This window comes from Myxococcus sp. CA040A (assembly GCF_013336725.1).
GTDB lineage: Bacteria > Myxococcota > Myxococcia > Myxococcales > Myxococcaceae > Myxococcus > Myxococcus llanfairpwllgwyngyllgogerychwyrndrobwllllantysiliogogogochensis.
The window spans coordinates 366,824-383,764 of sequence record NZ_JABUMR010000008.1; the positions used below are offsets into that span (position 1 = coordinate 366,824).

General features: G+C 69.0%; 13 protein-coding genes. 8 read left to right on the top strand and 5 right to left on the bottom strand.

What is annotated here, in order from left to right:
• Window positions 1–3 precede the first annotated feature (3 nt).
• The 5 genes from HUA75_RS34330 to HUA75_RS34350 are packed head-to-tail and all read left to right on the top strand — an operon-like array spanning window position 4 to window position 6,453.
• Window positions 4–3,084, top strand: coding sequence for a type I polyketide synthase (locus tag HUA75_RS34330; RefSeq protein WP_371746254.1), 3,081 nt, complete (start codon window positions 4–6; stop codon window positions 3,082–3,084).
• A gap of 31 nt (window positions 3,085–3,115) precedes the next feature.
• Entirely contained in the window at window positions 3,116–4,420 is a 1,305-nt protein-coding gene (locus HUA75_RS34335; protein WP_174488783.1) for a glycosyltransferase family 4 protein, read from the top strand.
• Window positions 4,417–5,205, top strand: a complete 789-nt coding sequence (locus HUA75_RS34340; RefSeq protein WP_141640645.1) for a thioesterase II family protein — start codon at window positions 4,417–4,419, stop codon at window positions 5,203–5,205. The genes HUA75_RS34335 and HUA75_RS34340 overlap by 4 nt, the downstream gene beginning before the upstream one ends.
• A 23-nt stretch (window positions 5,206–5,228) precedes the next feature.
• The gene (locus tag HUA75_RS34345; RefSeq protein WP_141640644.1) at window positions 5,229–5,561 is read left to right on the top strand and encodes a hypothetical protein; all 333 of its coding nucleotides are present in this window, start codon (window positions 5,229–5,231) and stop codon (window positions 5,559–5,561) included.
• 22 nt (window positions 5,562–5,583) lie between these two features.
• Entirely contained in the window at window positions 5,584–6,453 is an 870-nt protein-coding gene (locus HUA75_RS34350) for a cupin-like domain-containing protein (RefSeq protein ID WP_141640643.1), read from the top strand.
• A gap of 15 nt (window positions 6,454–6,468) precedes the next feature.
• On the opposite strand, the gene HUA75_RS34355 is transcribed toward HUA75_RS34350, so the two are convergent.
• On the bottom strand, window positions 6,469–7,926 hold the full coding sequence (locus tag HUA75_RS34355; RefSeq protein ID WP_254627904.1) for a hypothetical protein: 1,458 nt from the start codon (window positions 7,924–7,926) through the stop codon (window positions 6,469–6,471).
• Between the two features lie 37 nt (window positions 7,927–7,963).
• Window positions 7,964–10,267 (bottom strand): lantibiotic dehydratase, encoded by a 2,304-nt coding sequence (locus HUA75_RS34360; protein WP_254627905.1) that lies wholly within the window; start codon window positions 10,265–10,267, stop codon window positions 7,964–7,966.
• A gap of 104 nt (window positions 10,268–10,371) precedes the next feature.
• Here HUA75_RS34360 and HUA75_RS34365 point away from each other — a divergent pair, with 104 nt between their 5' ends.
• Both HUA75_RS34365 and HUA75_RS34370 read left to right on the top strand, forming a co-directional pair.
• On the top strand, window positions 10,372–11,061 hold the full coding sequence (locus HUA75_RS34365) for a glutathione S-transferase (protein WP_141640642.1): 690 nt from the start codon (window positions 10,372–10,374) through the stop codon (window positions 11,059–11,061).
• A 34-nt stretch (window positions 11,062–11,095) separates the two neighbouring features.
• A complete protein-coding gene (locus tag HUA75_RS34370; protein ID WP_174477617.1) occupies window positions 11,096–12,337 on the top strand; it encodes a GNAT family N-acetyltransferase in 1,242 nt (413 codons plus the stop codon).
• A gap of 60 nt (window positions 12,338–12,397) precedes the next feature.
• Here the strand turns inward: HUA75_RS34370 and HUA75_RS34375 are convergent, their stop codons facing one another.
• A complete protein-coding gene (locus HUA75_RS34375; RefSeq protein ID WP_254623954.1) occupies window positions 12,398–13,519 on the bottom strand; it encodes a hypothetical protein in 1,122 nt (373 codons plus the stop codon).
• 157 nt (window positions 13,520–13,676) lie between these two features.
• On the opposite strand from HUA75_RS34375, the gene HUA75_RS34380 reads away from it, so the two are divergent.
• A complete protein-coding gene (locus HUA75_RS34380; RefSeq protein WP_141640640.1) occupies window positions 13,677–14,294 on the top strand; it encodes a hypothetical protein in 618 nt (205 codons plus the stop codon).
• A 41-nt stretch (window positions 14,295–14,335) separates the two neighbouring features.
• Here HUA75_RS34380 and HUA75_RS34385 read toward each other — a convergent pair whose 3' ends face one another.
• Both HUA75_RS34385 and HUA75_RS34390 read right to left on the bottom strand, forming a co-directional pair.
• On the bottom strand, window positions 14,336–15,415 hold the full coding sequence (locus HUA75_RS34385; protein ID WP_141640639.1) for a hybrid sensor histidine kinase/response regulator: 1,080 nt from the start codon (window positions 15,413–15,415) through the stop codon (window positions 14,336–14,338).
• Window positions 15,412–16,875 carry an ATPase domain-containing protein gene (locus HUA75_RS34390; RefSeq protein ID WP_174488784.1) on the bottom strand — a complete coding sequence of 488 codons (1,464 nt, stop codon included), beginning with the start codon at window positions 16,873–16,875 and terminating at the stop codon, window positions 15,412–15,414. Before HUA75_RS34390 ends, HUA75_RS34385 begins: the two co-directional genes overlap by 4 nt.
• Window positions 16,876–16,941 lie beyond the last annotated feature (66 nt).

Here is a 16,941-nt window from a genome sequence, read left to right on the forward strand (position 1 = left end):
AGCGTGTCGGAAGGCAACACGGGCATGGAGATCGCAATCACCGGGATGGCCGGGCGCTTCCCGGGCGCACGCAGCCTGGATGAGCTGTGGCGCAACCTGTGCGACGGCGTGGAGGCCATCGAGCCTCTGTCGGACGACGCGGTGCTGAAGGCCGGCCTGCCCCCGGAGGTGCTCGCGGATCCCCACTTCATCAAGGTGGCCTCGCGACTGGAGGACGTGGCGGGCTTCGACGCGGCCTTCTTCGGCTACACGCCGCGCGAGGCGGAGGTGATGGACCCGCAGCAGCGCCTGTTCCTGGAGTGCGCGCTGGAGGCACTGGAGGACGCGGGCCAGGGAGCGCCGCCCCAGGACGTCCTGGTGGGCGTCTTCGGTGGCCAGGCCCTGAGCACGTATCTGTTGCTCAACCTGATGGGGAACGCGGAGCTCCTTCGCACCGCGGACCCGCTCCAGCTCAACCTGGGCAACGCGGGCAGCTTCCTCACCACGCGCGTCTCCTACAAGCTGGACCTTCGCGGCCCCAGCTTCAACGTGGAGAGCGCATGCTCCACGTCGCTCGTCGCGGTCCACGTCGCCTGCCAGAGCCTGCTCAACCAGGAGTGTGACGTCGCGCTCGCGGGAGGCGTGTCCATCAACCTCCAGCTCCAGGGCGGCTATCGCTACGTGGAAGGTGGCATCCTCTCGCCGGATGGGCGCTGTCGCTCGTTCGACGCGCAGGCGAAGGGCATCGTCTTCGGCAGCGGCGCGGGAGTGGTGGCGCTCAAGCGGCTGGAGGACGCGCTCGCGGATGGCAGTCACATCTACGCCGTCATCAAGGGCTCCGCGGTGAACAACGACGGCGCCGCGCGCGTGGGCTACACCGCGCCGGGCGTCGAGGGACAGGCCGCCGTCATCTCCGAGGCCCTGGGCAGCGCGGGCGTGTCCGCCGCGAGCATCGGCTACGTGGAGGCGCACGGCACCGGCACGGCGTTGGGAGACCCCATCGAGGTGCAGGCGTTGACGCGGGCCTTCGGTGACGAGGCGGCGGGGCCGCGCACGTGCGCCCTCGGCTCGCTCAAGCCCAACCTGGGCCACCTGGACGCGGCGGCGGGCGTGGCGGGCCTCATCAAGACGGCGCTGGCGCTCAAGCACCGCAAGCTGCCGCCCAGCCTCAACTTCGAGACGCCCAACCCCAACATCCCCTGGGACGAGAGCCCCTTCTACGTCAACACCACGCTGCGCGAGTGGAAGGCCTCCGCCCACGGGCCCCGGCGCGCTGGCGTGAGCAGCTTCGGCATGGGTGGCACCAACGCCCACGTCATCCTCGAGGAGCCGCCGACGCGAGCCCCTGTCCGGGCCGCCCGCGCGCAGCAGCTCCTGCTCCTGTCGGCTCGCACGCCCGCCGCGCTCGCCGCGCAGACCCAGCGACTGGCGGAGCACCTTCGCGCGAACCCGGGCCTGGAGCCCGCGGACGCGGCGTACAGCCTCCAGGTCGGCAGGCGTCGCCACGCGCATCGCCGCGCCATCGTGTGTCAGGGGCGCGAGGACGCGCTCACGGCGCTGGGCGACACCGCGCGGCAGTTGTCCGCCGCCGAGGAGCGCACGGGCCGCTCCACGGTCTTCATGTTCCCCGGCCAGGGCGCGCAGTACGCGGGAATGGCCCAGGGCCTCTACGAGAGCGAGCGCGCCTTCCGCGCGGTGGTGGACGACTGCGCCACCCGGCTCACGCCGCACCTGGGCCAGGACCTGCGCGAGGTCCTCTTCCCCGCCGCGAACCGCGCGGAGGAGGCCCAGCGCCAGTTGCAGCAGACGCGACTGGCACAGCCCGCCCTCTTCACCATCGAGTACGCGCTCGCCCGGCTGTGGATGAGCTGGGGCGTTCAGCCCGAGGCGATGATTGGCCACAGCATCGGTGAGTACGTGGCCGCGTGCCTCGCGGGCGTCTTCAGCCTGCCGGATGCGCTGGCCCTGGTGGCCGCGCGCGGCAAGCTCATGCAGGAGCTGCCGTCGGGGGCCATGCTCTCCGTCGCGCTGCCGCATGCGGAGCTGACGCCGCTGCTGGACGCGCGCGTGTCCGTGGCCGCGATGAACGCGCCTTCGCTGACGGTGGTCGCCGGACCCGACGACGCGGTGGAAGCACTGCGGGCCCGGCTCGAGGAGCGCGGCGTGCAGGCTCGCAAGCTGCACACCTCGCACGCGTTCCACTCCGCGATGATGGACCCCATCCTCGCGCCGTTCACCGAGCGCGTGCGGCGGGTCAAGCTGTCCGCGCCCCAACTGCCCTACCTCTCCAACGTCACGGGCACCTGGGTGACGGCCGCCGAGGCGACGGACCCGGCGTACTGGGCCCGCCATCTGCGCCAGCCGGTGCGCTTCGCGGCGGGGCTCTCGCTGCTGCGGCCCGCGCAGGTGCTGCTGGAGGTCGGTCCCGGACGCACGCTGTCCACCTTCGCCGCCCAGCCCGGCGCGCTCCCGCAGGCGCCCACCACGATGACCTCACTGCGCCACCCGGACACGCGGCAGCCGGATACGGCCGTGCTGCTCGGCGCGCTGGGGCAGCTGTGGCTTTCGGGCGTGGACGTGGACTGGGAGGCCTTCCACGGAGGGGAGCGACGACTGCGCGTCCCGCTGCCCACGTATCCCTTCGAGCGCAAGCGCTACTGGGTCTCCCCGGATGGACACCGCGCGCTGGCTTCCGCTCCAGCACCGGAGCGCACGCTCGAGGCCCGGGAGCATGAAGAGGCGGCGTCCGCGGGCTACTCGCGCCCCGCGCTGTCCACGGAGTACGTGTCACCCGACACGGACGACGCGCGGACGGTGGCGCGCATCTGGGAGGACGTGCTGGGTGTGCGGCCGGTGGGGCTCAACGACGACTTCTTCGCGCTCGGGGGGCACTCGTTGCTGGCCACCACGGTGGTGGGTCGCCTGCGGGACACCTTCGGCTTCACGGTGCCACTGCAGTCCCTGTTCGAGGCACCGACGGTCGCCCGCCTCGCGGCGTTGGTGGCCGAGCAGCGCAAGAGCCCCGGCCATGATGATCCGGAAGTCGAGGCCCTGCTGAAGATGCTGGCGGAGCTCACCCCCGAAGAGGTCGCGGCCAGTCGCTAGCCGCGCTCCCACCCCTTTCGAGAAACAGCCGATGGCATCTCCCAACTCCGCACCCCTGAAGGCCCTCATCCTGGCCATGGAGTACACCCCGAACGTGGCCGGAGGCGTGGGCACCTACGTCTACGAACTGGCCCGCGGGCTGGCCCGTGGCGGGTGCAAGGTCACCGTCGTGGCGTACACCCCGGGCGAGCCGGCCGTGCTTCGCGAGCCCAACCTCACCGTGCACCTGGTCCCGCCAAGCCGAGGCAGCCTCTCGCAAGCGGCGCAGCTCTCGCTGGTGCGTGGCATCCGCCTCTTCAACGAGGACCTGGTCCACCACGGCCGCGAGCGCATCCGCGAGGAGCAGCCGGACCTCATCCACTTCCACCAGTGGCACACACACCGCGCCGCGCGGGTGCTCGGCCGCGAGGCCGGCGTGCCCGTGCTGGGCACCAGCCACTACATCTCCGAGCCCGCCGAGCGCTGGTGGGGCCAGACGCCCGACCCGGAGATCCTCGAGGAGGAGCGCAGCTTCTACGACGGCACGACACCGGTCATCTCGGTGAGTGAGTCCATGAGCGAGCTCATCCGGGAGACCTACGGGCTGTCGGCGTCGCTGCTGCACACCATCCACTGCGGCATGGAGGCGGGGCCCTTCCTGGAGCCCTCGCACACGCCCGAGCAGTACGCGCGGCTGCGCGCCACGGTGGCCACGCCCGATGACCCGGTCGTCCTCTACACGGGCCGGCTCCATCCGCAGAAGGGCATCACCGCCATCTTCGCCGCCGCCGAGCGCGTGCTCGCCAAACGTCCAGAGGTGCGCTTCCTCCTGGCGGGCGGCACCGACTCGCGCGAGTCCACGCAGATGGTGCAAGGGCTGACCCAGCGCTACGCGCACCTGCGCCACCGCATCAAGCTGCTGGGCAAGTTGCCGCGTCGCCAGCTCGGACTGCTGCACCGAATCTCGGACCTGGCGCTGGTGCCCTCTCTGTACGAACCCTTCGGCTACACGGCCATCGAGGCCATGGCCTCCGGGCTCCCGCTCGTGGCGACGAGGTCTGGAGGCCCGGCGGAGATCGTCGAGCACGAGAAGACGGGCATGCTCGTCCCGGTGCTGCCCGGCGCGCCAGGAGGCCCGCGCGAGGTGGATATCGAGGCACTCGCCAACGCGCAGCTCCACTTGCTGGAGGACCGCCAGCGCGCTCGGAGCATGGGCCTCGCCGGACAGCAGCGCGTGGTGGAGCTCTTCGGCCTGCCGCGCATGGTGGCCGCCAACCGCGTCGTGTACCAGAAGCTGATCGACATGCCCGCCCGGCAGGCCGACGCCCCTGTCGCCCGGCGCGAGGTGCTCTCATGACATCCCCGGTGTCGCCCTCCCCCGCCCTGGCCGCGGCGGAGTGGCTGGCCTTCCACGTCCCGCAGCCGAGCGCCTGGGTGAGGGTGTTCTGCCTGCCCCACGCGGGCGGCAGCGCGTCGCTGTTCCGCACCTGGCAGGCGGAGCTGGGACAGGACATCGAGGTGTGCCCGGTGCAGCTCCCCGGCCGGGAGAACCGGCTGCGTGAGCCGCCCCTGCGTGAGCTGCCGCGGGTCGTCGACTTCCTGGTGGACGTGGTGGCGCGACACGGGGACAAGCCCTTCGCCCTGTTCGGGCACAGCATGGGCGCGCTGCTCGCGTACGAGCTGACGCGGGCGCTGCGCGAGCGGGGGCTCCCCACGCCGTTGCACCTCTTCGTCGCCAGCTACCGCGCGCCCCAGACGCTGAAGGCCCACCCGCCCACGGCGATCACGCACGACATCGACGCGGCCGAGGCCCGGCGCATGGGCGAGGCCATCTCCGTCTCGGGCGACATGGCGGAAGAGCTGCTGAAGCTGATTCGCACCACCCTGCTGGCGGACACCGCCGTGTGCGAGGGCTACACATGGAAGCCGGGCCCCGCCCTGGCCTGTCCGCTGTCCGCCTTCCGAGGCTTCGACGACTACGTCCCCGAGGACGCGACGGAGGCCTGGCGCCAGCTCACCTCCGGAACGTTCTTCACCCAGACATTCCTGGGCGACCACTTCTTCCTGCGGCAGACGCCTCGCGGCCTGTTGCAGAACATGCGCCGGAGCCTCGCGAAGTCGCGGCCCGCGCCTTCCCGCTGACCCTCCCCAAAGGAGCTGCCCCGATGAAGTACCTCATCTACGTCAAGGACCGCACCTCGGGCCCCGTGCCCCCGGACCCCATCGCCCTCAACCGCTCCGTTCGCGAGTGGGTGGGCGCCCGCCTCCAGGACGGCACCATGGACTGTGCCTACTACGTCCTCCCGAAGATGGGCCTCTGTATCATCAACGCCGACTCGCACGAGACGCTGCTGACGCTGCTGCGCGCGTGGCCGTCGTTCGCGTTCCAGGAGTTCGAGATCCACATGCTGGCGGACGTGCGCCACGGCATCGACAACAACTTCGAGCGACTGACGCGCGAGGGCCCCAAGGCCCAGGCCGAAGAAAACGCGGCGTGACGCGCCACCCAGGAGAGCTGTCATGAGCACCGCCACCGTGCAGAAGGATGTCGGGCCCCAGGTCCCCGAGCGCATGCCGCTCGACAACCGTCGGGCTTTCTACGAAGGCCTCGAAGCCAACAACAAGCCCATCATCTTCACGGATGCCATGAAGGGCTGGCCCGCCGCCGAGCGGTGGACCTTCGACTGGTTCATCCAGCAGTACGGCGACGTGAGCGTCCCGGTGGAGTGGCTGCGCTACAACGCACGCCCCGCTGGCGACGTGGAGCGCGTGGGCCGCGTGCGGAAGATGACCATGCGCGACTACGTCGCCTCGCTGAAGGTGAAGGACGGCGAGGAGACGCCGGGCTACCTCATCGGCAACGACTTGTTCCGCACCCTCCCCGCCCTGCACCGCGACGTGCGCTTCGACGAGTACGCCGTGCAGCGGCGCCTCACCGAGCAGCTCTTCTTCATGGGGCCGAAGGGCACCTTCACCCAGCTCCACTTCGACCGCGCGCACAACCTGCACGCCGTCATGGTGGGCCGCAAGCAGTGGCAGCTGTACGCGCCGTCACGGGACGCGGAGCTGCGGCCGGCGAAGCTCAGCCACCCCTGGTCGGTGATGAGCGCGCATGACCTGACGCCGCACGGGGGCAAGCCGGACGAGCTGCCCGCGGGCAAGGTCCCCGACTATGACTTCGTCCTGGAGGCCGGGGAGATCCTCTACCTGCCCTATGGCTGGTGGCACCGCGTGTACACGGTGGAGGACGCCATCGCCACCAACTACTGGTGGTGGACCTGGTCCATGCTGGCGCGCATCGGCCCCAAGCTCATCCCCTCCATCGCGGTGAGCGCGATGAAGAAGATGCGCAAGCAGCAGACGCTCGGTCGCGAGTACCGCGAGCAGTGACGCGGAGCCGGCGGCTCACTCCAAGTCGATGAGGGCGGCGAACATCGCGCCCTGCGAGACATTGACGACGCCTGTGCCCTTTCCCATGGGGCACAGGCGCAGCGAGTGACCGCCGTAGGTTTCACCGAGGACGAAGAGGCCCCAGATGACGCTGTGAGGCAGCACCCCACCATCGGGTCCCAAGTAGTGGAAGGGCGCGGACCGCACCCGCTCCTGCACCACCCAGCCGCCCTCATCGAGCGCCTTGCGCGCGGCTTCGTCCCACGCGGGCGCGGGCGTCGACTCCCCGAGCAACACCGAGGCGCCGCCAAAGTCCCGCCCCGCCTTGAGCACCAGCTCCTCGCGCCGGGAGGACAGCAGCTCCGGAAGGAAGACGCGCTCGCCCCCGCGCTCGACGTGGGCCCGCTCGACACGGCGAGACCAGGGCACGTGGGTGCGCACCAGCGCCTGCTCCTCGGCGGACAGCGCGGAGGACGTCACACGCTCCGACAGGAGCGCGAGGTTGCGCTTGTCGTCGAGCACGTCCTGAGCGGGACCGTTGAAGAGGCTGATTGAGCGAGCGGAGGTGGCGGCCCGCGCGTTTTCGATGAACTCCGGGCCCGCCATCAGGAGACGATCCCGGGCCTCGTACTCGACCACCGCGTGCAGCCGCTTGCCCTGGGTGGTGAGGCGGTGTCCCTCGGCGCTCTTCACCGCGCCGTAGGTGGTCATGAAGACCTCGCCCCGCGCGCCCTCAGGACGGAGGATCTCCATGAGCTGGCTGGTGAAGAGTCGGCACGCCTGCTCCGCGAGCGCCGGCCCCGGAAGTCCGCTCGGGGGGAAGAGGATGGCGATGTTGCACTCGCCCTCCCACTCGGTGTCGCGGCGCACGCAGTCCACGATGTTGGCGAAGAAGACGCGCAGGGTATGGGGCTGACGGACGCGCAGCCCCTTCTCGGTGGCGAAGCGGTGCATCGCGGGCTGCGACATGACCTGTTGGACGAGGAAGGCCGTCTCCCAGCCGCCGACCCCCGCCGTCAGGTTGAACTCCAGGCACTTCAGGGCCGTGCCATCGTGGATGAAGTCACCCCGGCTGATGGCTCCGCGCGCGTCGTCCGTGCGCGCGAGGCAGTCCAGCGCCTCGCTGGCGCGCTCCTGGGAGAGCCCGTACCAGGCCGCGGCGCTGCCAGCGTCCCCGAGCAGTCGCCGTGGCGCGCATTTGATGAGTCGGCACAGCTTCGTGGCCATCTCCCGCATCGCCACCACCGCCGTGGCGTCGATGAACAGGGGCCAGGCGTGCAGTTGGTAGGGAAAGAGCGGTGACGCCTCGCTCGGCGCGAAACTGTGCCGCGCGAAGGTCTCCGGGACGCGCTCGGCGAAGTCCAGGAACTCCGCGGCCGCGGAGGACAGCCCCCCGTGCAACGCCTTGATGTCGGGAGGGAACGTTCCGCCGGGAATCGGCTCGGGCGCGCGCATGCCGTACTGCTCCTTCATGGGTAGAGGTGAACCACGTCGACTGCGTGGGAGTCGCTCAAGACAGCTCGCAGACCACGCGAAGCTCGCTCGTATATCGGTGCTGGGCCGCATCCGTGAGCCAGAGGTGGTCCGGGTCCGGCACCATCTCCGAGAAGCTGACCCGCGAGGACGGAGCTTCCTCCAGCGCGCGCCGCACCAGCTTGGCCATCATCTCCACCAGGAGCGGGCTGTCGAAGTCCACGAAGCAGGGCTTGCGCTCCGTCTCCACCTTGAAGAACGCGAAGCGAGGGATGCCGAGTCCGCGCTGCCAGCGCCGGGCCTCGAGCCACTGCTCCAGTGCCTCCGTGACACTGGCGAAGCCCAGGCTCGCCGCCGGCACGCTCCATCGCTCGCGGGCGACGATGACACCATCCACCGTCAGTCGCGGCGAGTAGTCCTCGCCCAGCGCCAGGTCGAAGGCGCTCGCGCAGCGGTGCTCCAGATAGACGGCCAGGAAGTCCATCAACCCGAAGCGGCGCCCGCTCACGCGGTCCACGACTTCCAGTGCGCCGTCGCGGCGCTCCACCACAAGGTCACCCACGCGCAAGGCGCGAGCGCCAGGATTCGGCGACGGCTCCTGCCCGGAGAGGTAGTGGAGGCTGCCTCTAGGGAACAGGCACGGCAGCGTCCGCTGGCTCCACTCGGACTTGGGAAACACCGGGATGATATCCGCCTCGGTGGCACACCGCTCCGCGAGAGCGAAGAGCTCCGTGGGCGCGGGGTGCTGCTCCACGAAGAGCGAGGAGATGCTGTTGCACAGGTGCAGCTCACCCAGGACCAGTTGGTAGTCCCCGGCGCGGACCGCCTCGTCGCTCGCCGCGTCGATCATCACGTCCGGCGACGCATGCCAGCGGCGCTTCCACCCCGCTCCGCTCGTGACGAAGCTCTCTCGCACCAGGGGACGCAGTGCCTCGACGGTGCGCGTCTGACGACGGACACCCGGTTCGAGGGCGAAGAGCTCACGCCAGCGACGACGGTGCTCGGTGACAATCTCCTGGATGGGCATCAGCTCCGTCGCGGACGCCGGATCTTGAATGCCCTCGACGAAGGCGAGCTGGAGCGTGGTGAGCTCCACCGTCGCTCCTCCCTGGGACAGCCTGTCGAACAGCGCCTCCAGGCCCACGCCCGTGCGACGGGTCACCTCGCCCACCAGCCAGCGAGCCCCCGTCAGCAGCAGCTCCAACACGGGTCCGAGTCGCGCGAGCAGCGGAGCCCCCAGCTCCAGCGAGCCGTCCCTCACGCAGTCCTCGTAGATGAGCGTGCGCGAGGCGTACGTCTTGCCCGCCGCGCGCGTCGGAAGCGCGCCCGTCACTTCCTTGAACACGCCCTCCAGCTCCGCGAGCGCTCCGTCCAGCGACTCGGGTGAGCCAGCCGCGGCCTCGACGGCGGCACGCGCGTGCTCCAGTCGGTCCAGCGGGGCCAGCGCGCGCGCCCGAGCATCCGCATCGGGAATCGCCATCAGCGCGCCGCGCAGCACCACCTCCGGGCGCACCAGCAGCGGCACGTCCCAACCCCAGGCCAGCACTCCCATCCCGCTCGCCTGGTCCAGCGCGTCGTAGACCTCGTCCACGTTCGCGAAGGCGGGCTCGGCGCCGCGCGTGAGCGCCTCCGCGATGGCCACTGCGCTGACCGTGCCATCACACCGCGCGAGCAACAGCGCCTGCGACGGCAACAGCTCCACGGGCGTGGGCATGGGGCCATGCAGCACCTGGCCCTCCAGGCGGAAATACGGCAACAGCCGAGGCGGCGCCCAACGTCGCAGGGTGGCGTCCTGGACCAGCGCGGCGCCGAGCGTGTCCATGCACCACGCCTCGAAGTAGACGGCGCGCCGGGAGACGAGTTGCTGCCCCGGCGACAAACGCAAGGCGTCACTCGACTGCGTCAGCCGCGCCCAACCCACCGGACCGAAGAACCCGATGGTGTCATTCTTGGTGCTGTAACGCTGAACGTAGGAAGCGACCAGCCGCTCGCGTTGCCGGGCCTTGCTGTTGCGCGCGGTGGCGGGCAGCGCCGCGAGTGGCTCGACGCCCGTCTTGTACGCGTGACGGTTCTGCCAGAGCAGGGCCTCGCGCAGTCGCGTCTCACCCGCCAGGGAGCGCAGCGCGGCGCTGATATTCAGCAAATCCGCGTCGAACGTGGCACGCAGTGCGTCCCCGGGTGTTTCAGCCCCCGTCGCAAGCCAGGCCTCCGCGGCGGCGGCGGCGCTCGGTGCCGCGAGCCGGAGCACATCCTCTGCGGGAAAACCGGCGCCGCGCAGCGCGGCCCAGGGCCACAGCGCCATTCCAGGAGCAAGCGGGACAAGCAAGGGTGAAGCGGACATCGAGGATTCCAGAGGCTCGGGTACAGCGGTCAAGGAAGTCTGCCCCTTCCGGATTGTCCGCCTACTCTAGTATACAGCCCGTCCCTCTCAACGGCGTTCCCTGTATGAGCGATCAATCATCATCATTGCCGCGTCTTTCGTATTTCACGGGTCGAGGTGTCGCGGAGAAGATCCGCCTGGTGCTCGCCGAGTCCGGCACGGAGTACGAGGACATCGACCTGGGCAAGTTCGACGTGAAGGCGAAGGAGAAGACGCCTCCCTTCGAGGAGCTGAAGCGCGCCGGAAAGCTGGCCTTCGACAAGGTGCCCTTGTGGGAGGAGCCGGACGGCTTCCGTGTCGTGCAGAGCCTGGCCATCCTGCGTCACGTCGCGCGCACCCGGGGCCTCTATGGCGCGAACCCGCGTGAGAGCGCCGCCTGCGACATGATCATCGAAGGCGTCGAGGAAGTGACGGCGCGCGCGCGCAGCCTGACGTCGCTCAGCCCGGACGACCTGTCCGAGCAGCTCCCCATCATCCTGGGCGAGGAGCTGCCCCAGTGGCTCGGCCACTTCGAGCGGGTGATTGGGAACAACGGCAGCGGCGAGGGCTTCTTCGTCGGCACCGCGGTGAGCGTGGCGGACACCAGCGTCTTCGGCTTCCTGGAGCTGCTCGTCGACAACGGGCTCATGGAGGTGCTGGAGAACAGCTACCCGCGCCTGCGCTCGTTTTTCGAGCGGATGAGACAGCGCCCCAACCTCGCGCGCTACATCGCTTCTCCCAAGCGAAACCCGCCCGTCCAGCTCCTCAACGGCTGAGCGGAATCATCCTGGCACCCGAAGCCCTCCGGCCATGACGCTGACCCTGAAGTTTCATGACTCCGTCCGCCACCTGAGTGATGAGGCGCTGGACGTCCTCACGTCCGAGTCGAGTGTGTTCTTCGGCCGGCGCTGGCTCAGGATGCTGGACGCGGTCGACCTCCCCTTCATGGTCCGGGGCGAGCTGTCGCTTCGCTATGCCATTGTCAGCCAGGGCGAGGTCCCCGTCGCGCTGGCGCCGTGTTTCATCACCCGCAGCCAGAACATCTACACCCCCTACGCGCTGGAGAAGTTCTTCTTCAGCAGTTGGAAGAAAGGCTTCGCCAACGCGGGGGGGCTGAGCCGGGTGGCCGTCACGGTGGCGGACCTCTACCACTCGCTGGCGCGGCTCACGGGGGCTGGCATCGACGGAGGCGTGTTCGTCACCAGCCCCCTCAGCATGCGCAGCGGCATCATCTGCTCGCCCCAGTCACCCGAGCTCGCGCGCCAGGCTCGCGAGCTCATCCTCCAGGGGCTGCGGGAGCTGGCGACGAGTGAGCGACTCCCCCTCTACTTCTACGGAGTGGATGGAGACGATGCGGCGCTGCGAGAGGCGCTCAACTCAGCGTCCTTCCAGGAGGTCTTCATCTACGACGACAACGTCATCGACGTGCCGCCGGGTGAGAGCCTCGACGCCTATCTGGGCCAGTTCAAGAGCGACGCGCGGAGGTTCCTCAAGAAGGAGATGGCGCACGTCCGAGACGCGGGCGTGAGCTTCGAGCGTGTCTCGCGCATGGGTGAGATGGGCGAGTTGCTCGAGCGGTTCTACGAGGTGACGTATTCGAAGTACGGCAGCGAGCACATCCGCCACCCGCCCGCGTTCTGGTCCGCCATCGAGCAGCACGTCTCACCCGAGGCCGAGGCCCTGGTGGGATACCAGGGCGGAGAGCCCATCGGGTTCTCCCTGCTGCTGCAAAAGCACGACGAGGTGTGGTTCTACCGCGTCGGTCGCGCCGAGGCGGGTGCATCGGAGACACCGCTGTACTTCAACCTTGGCTTCTATGAGCCGCTGCGCCGGGCCTACGAGTTGGGCGCCCGGAAGCTCTGGCTCGGGCCCAGCGCCTACGAGACGAAGCGGCGGAGAGGCGCGCGAAGACATCCGCTCTTCAGCTACCTGTGGATTCCAGGGCGCTGGCCGCGCACCGTCCTTCAGCCCTACGTGTCTGCCTATTCCCGCGTGACGAAGGCCATGGCGGCGGGCAGCCCTCAAAAGAACCGGATGCGAAAGACACCCTGACCTGGAGGGTGCGCCGACTCCCGTGGCGCGTCGCACCCCGCCACGGGAGCCTGAGCAGGCTCAGCCTTCGAGCTGCTCCGGAGTGACGCAGGCCGCGGCGAGGTCCAGGTCCTCCAGCGGGATTCGCTGGATGTGTTCGCGGGGCTCGTACTTGGGGTTGAGCTTGTCGCGATACTTCTCGGAGCCGCTCTCGTACGTCACCCACAGCTCGCCATCGATGATGTTCACGCCCTGGGCGTAGGGGTCGATGAGCCCATTGCTGATATCCACCCGGTTATCGATGTTCGCCGTGAAGGAGTCCGCGCTGGCCTCGAACGGCTGGTAGATGAGCTTCTGGTCGCCCGTGGTGAACAGCAGGGCGCCGTCGACCACCGTCATGCCCTGGGCGCGGTCCGGCGCGCGGATGGGTCCCTGGCGTGAGTCCTCGATGAGGGAGCCGGTCTCCTCGTCGAGCTTGTAACGCCAGACAGCGCCCGCCTTGCCATCGCCGTCCTTGCTGTAGCTGCCGATGTACGCGTAGCCGTCCTTCACCGTCATGTAGCTGCCAGCGGAGACCAGGTCCATGCCAGTGGCCGGGTCCTTCACTCCCTCGGGGAATGGGACCTCCATCACCTGGGAGGCCTGGGCCACGGTCCCCGTCTTCGCCGCGCGCTCGAGCTCCTCGCGCGTGTAGACGTAGATGCCCCGGGTGTCGGAGACGTAGACGAACTCGCCGTCGGTCGAGACACCACCGCCATGCGTGGGCTTTCCCTCTTCGGGGTGCTTGGGGTCGAGCCCACCGAGCTGCACCTGGAGCGACTCGCTGCCCGAGCCCTTGTCCTGCACGGACAGCAGCACGTCGTGCTCGTCGGAGTAGTACGTCGTGAGCACTTCATCGCGTTTGGCGTCGTAGCCCTGGCCCTGGGGCGTCCAGCCCGCATCGAGGTGCAGCAGCTCCGGACCGACGGGCGCCGAGCCGCTCGAGGAAGGCGGAGCGGCCACCACGCTCGCGGGCTCCGCGACCGCCGACTTCGTCCCCAGGCCGGTGAGATTCACGGGGCTGGGCCGGGCAGCCTCCAGGCCGTCCTGGAAATAGGGCGCGGGGGCCGGGGGCGTCACCGGTGCTTCAGGCGCCAGAGGCTTCGTGGCATCCGTCTGGGTCGTGGTGACGACCCGGCGAGGAATCGAGGTGATCAAGAGCATGCCTCCGTCTGAACGGGCGAGTATCCAAGCCCCGCTGTATCACGGGCTGGTAACAACCCGAGCATATCCGAGTCTGGCAGGGAGAGCGCGACCCGGCCCACGGAACCGGCGGTCCCTTGGGGCGGCTGCGGGACGCGGATTTTGCTATGGGGGGGCCATGTCATCCGCACTCCAGACCCGTTCCCCCAGCTCCCTGGCCGCTGGCCGCTTTGGTCAGACGCGCTACATGATTCGCCGGAAGTTCTTCAAGCTGTTCGGCGGCGCCTTCCACATCTACGACGAGGTGGGCAACCTTGCGTTCTACTCGAAGATGAAGGCCTTCAAGCTGAAGGAGGACCTGCGCATCTACGGAGATGAGGAGATGCGTGAGGAGCTGCTCACCATCAAGGCGCGCGGCATCCTCGACTTCGGCATGACGTACGACGTGACGGACGCCGCCACGGGAGAGCGCGTGGGCGCGCTGCGCCGCAAGGGCCTGCGCTCCATCCTCCGAGACCAGTGGCTGGTGCTGGACGCGAACGACCAGGAGACGGGGAAGATTGAAGAGGACAGCATGATGCTGGCGCTGGTGCGCCGCTTCCTCACCAACCTGGTGCCGCAGTCCTTCTCCGGGAAGCTGGGCGAGACGAAGGTCCTCGCCTTCCACCAGCGGTTCAACCCGTTCATCCAGAAGATCGACCTGGACTTCTCGATGGACGACCGGAACCTGCTCGACCGGCGGCTCGGCATCGCCGCGGCGGTCCTGATGTGCGCCATCGAAGGCCGTCAGCAGTAGCCTTCGAGAGAGGGGCCGGGAGCGCGTCCCGGCCCCCTTCTTCAGGAGCGGAGGGGCAGTCGGAGGGTGAAGGTGGAGCCTTCGCCCATCTGGGAGCGGGCGGCCAGCGAGCCACCGTGAAGCCGGGCGAGCGACGAGGCGATGAACAAGCCCAGTCCATGGCCCCTCCCCTGTTGGCTGTCCGCTCTCCGGAAGCGGTCGAAGACGTGGGGCAGCGAGGCGGCCGGGATTCCCACGCCCTTGTCTCGCACATGGATGAGGACCGCGCCTGGATCCAACGCCGTCCGGATGTCCACCTCGCGAGAGGCGCCGCGATACTTCACCGCATTGGACAGCAGGTTGTTGAGGATCTGCCGCGTCCGTTCCGCGTCGAAGAACACCTGCTCCGGAGGCTCTTGCGCCTCCAGCCGGAAGGTCACCTCTGGCTGGGCCTCGGACCAGTCCTGGACGACTTCCTGGAGGAAGGGAACCAGGGGCGCGGGCACGCGCTGGAGCTCCAGCTTCCCATCCACCAGTCGCGAGGCGTCCAGGATGGAGGTCACCAACCCGTTCATCTGGTCGAGCTGGCGCATCACCGACTCCGCGGAGCGTTGCTCGTCTTCGGGGGCGCCACGCTTGAGCAGCTTGCGAAGCAGGAGCTGGACGTTGAGGCGCGCGGAGCTCAGCGGCGTCTTCAGCTCATGTGCGACCCAGTTGAGCATCTCCTCGCGCGCCGCTCCCAAGGAGGTGGCGGAATCGCGCGAAGGCGGAGGTGTGTCCGGAATGGCCCGTTCGTGACGGGCCAGCGCGGCGCTGACGGTCTTCTCGAAGGTGGCCAGGTCCACCGGCTTGGCCAGGAACGTCTCCGCCTCTTCGCGACCGGTTGGGCGCGCCGCGCTGAGGAGCACGAAAGGCACATGCGCCAGGGCTGGCTCCGAGCGCATCGCATAGAACAACTGCATCCCCGTGCGCCGGGGCATCATGTGGTCGCTGATGACCAGGTCCGGAGGCTCCGTGCGCGCGAGCATCAGGGCCTCCTCGCCATTGCTGGCTCGCACGACGCGGTGGCCCAGGTCCTCCAGCACCTCGGAGAACACTTCCAGGAGCGCCTCTTCGTCCTCGGCGATGAGGATCAGGCTCATGTCGTGCTCCCACCGATGGTGGTTCCCACCGGACGGGCCTGACCCGTGAGCAATCCCTGAGAGGAACGCATGGGGGCGAGCACCCGCAGGCCCGTATCGGCCACCTCGAACTCGCGCACGGTGCTGTCGTACTTGCTGTCGCGCATCTTCAGGATGGAGAGGATCCGGTGCAGGCGGCCGTGCAGCTCCACGAAGCGCAGGAGCAGCACGTTCTCCGCCAGCATGGCCACGGGCGAATCGCTGAAATCCAGCTCGGTGCCCACGACCTTGGAGACCTCGCGGGTGAACAACGACGTCACCCCCAGTTGCCGCAGGCGCAGCGCCAGGGACGCCAGGAAGGCGCGGCGTCGCTCGCCCTCCATGATGGATTGCTCCAGCTCCGCCAGCCCATCCAGGACGACGCGCTTCACGCCCCGCTCCTCGATGCGCTGGAGGATGCGGCGGACAAGGACGTCTGCCTCGGCTTCCGCGGGCAGCTCGTTGATGATCTCCAGCATCCCGGACTCGTACGCGGGCCGCATGTCCAGCCCCACCCGCAGCGCGCGGGCGAGCACGCGCTCGGGTGAGTCGAAGAACGAGACGAAGAGCGACTTCTCTCCACGGCGAGCGCCGTCCAGCGCGAAGTACGACGCCATCAGCGTCTTGCCGATGCCCATGCTCCCGGCGATCAACGTGGCGCTGTTGGACGGAAAGCCGCCGTACATCAAGGTGTCCAGCTCCGGAAGCCCGAAGCCCCTGCGTTCGAGGTCCAGAGGAGCCTCCGGCACGGCAGGCAGCGTCGCCTCCAGACGAGGCAGGAAGTCCACGCCCTGCATGGTGATGCGCATGACGTGCTCGCCCAGCAGGTGTGGACGACCGCGCAGCTTCACCACCTCCACCCGGCGCATGCGGAGCGCGCCCTGGCTCCGGACGGACACCGCCACGATGCCATCCATGGTGGTGGCCTCCGGCAGTTCCATCAGTCGCTGGAGCGGATACTCCGTGGTGAAGATGCCAATGCAGTTGAGCGCCGCCAAACCGAGCCCCAGCTCGTAGAGGAACTCGCGCAACCGCGCCTCGTCCTGCCACAGGTCGCGGATGGAGCGCAGGCCGTCGATGAAGAGCAGGCGGGCGCCGCGCTCTCGCACCGTCTGGAGGAGCAGGTCCCTGGCTTCCTTGGCGCCCCGCTTCAACGCCGAGTAGGCGCTGATGAGGAACAGATTGTCGCCCAGCACCTCGGGCTTGTGGAAGGCGAAGCCGGACAGCGCATCCACCAGCTTGTCATGAGGCTCGGAAGTGACGGTGACCACCACGACGGGGATGCCCCGCGACGCGGCCGCGAAGGCCACCTGGCTGCACAGCACCGTCTTGCCGCTGCCGGGCGTCCCGGTGACGATGATGGACTGGCGAGGAGGCAACCCACCCGCCAGGAGCACGTTGAGGCTGGGGATGCCGGTGTCGAAGTTCTGCGGCGGACTCATTCGGGAATTCCGGGGAACGTGAAGACCCAGGCGAGGGAGGCCTGAGCCAGGAGGTGTGCACGCGAC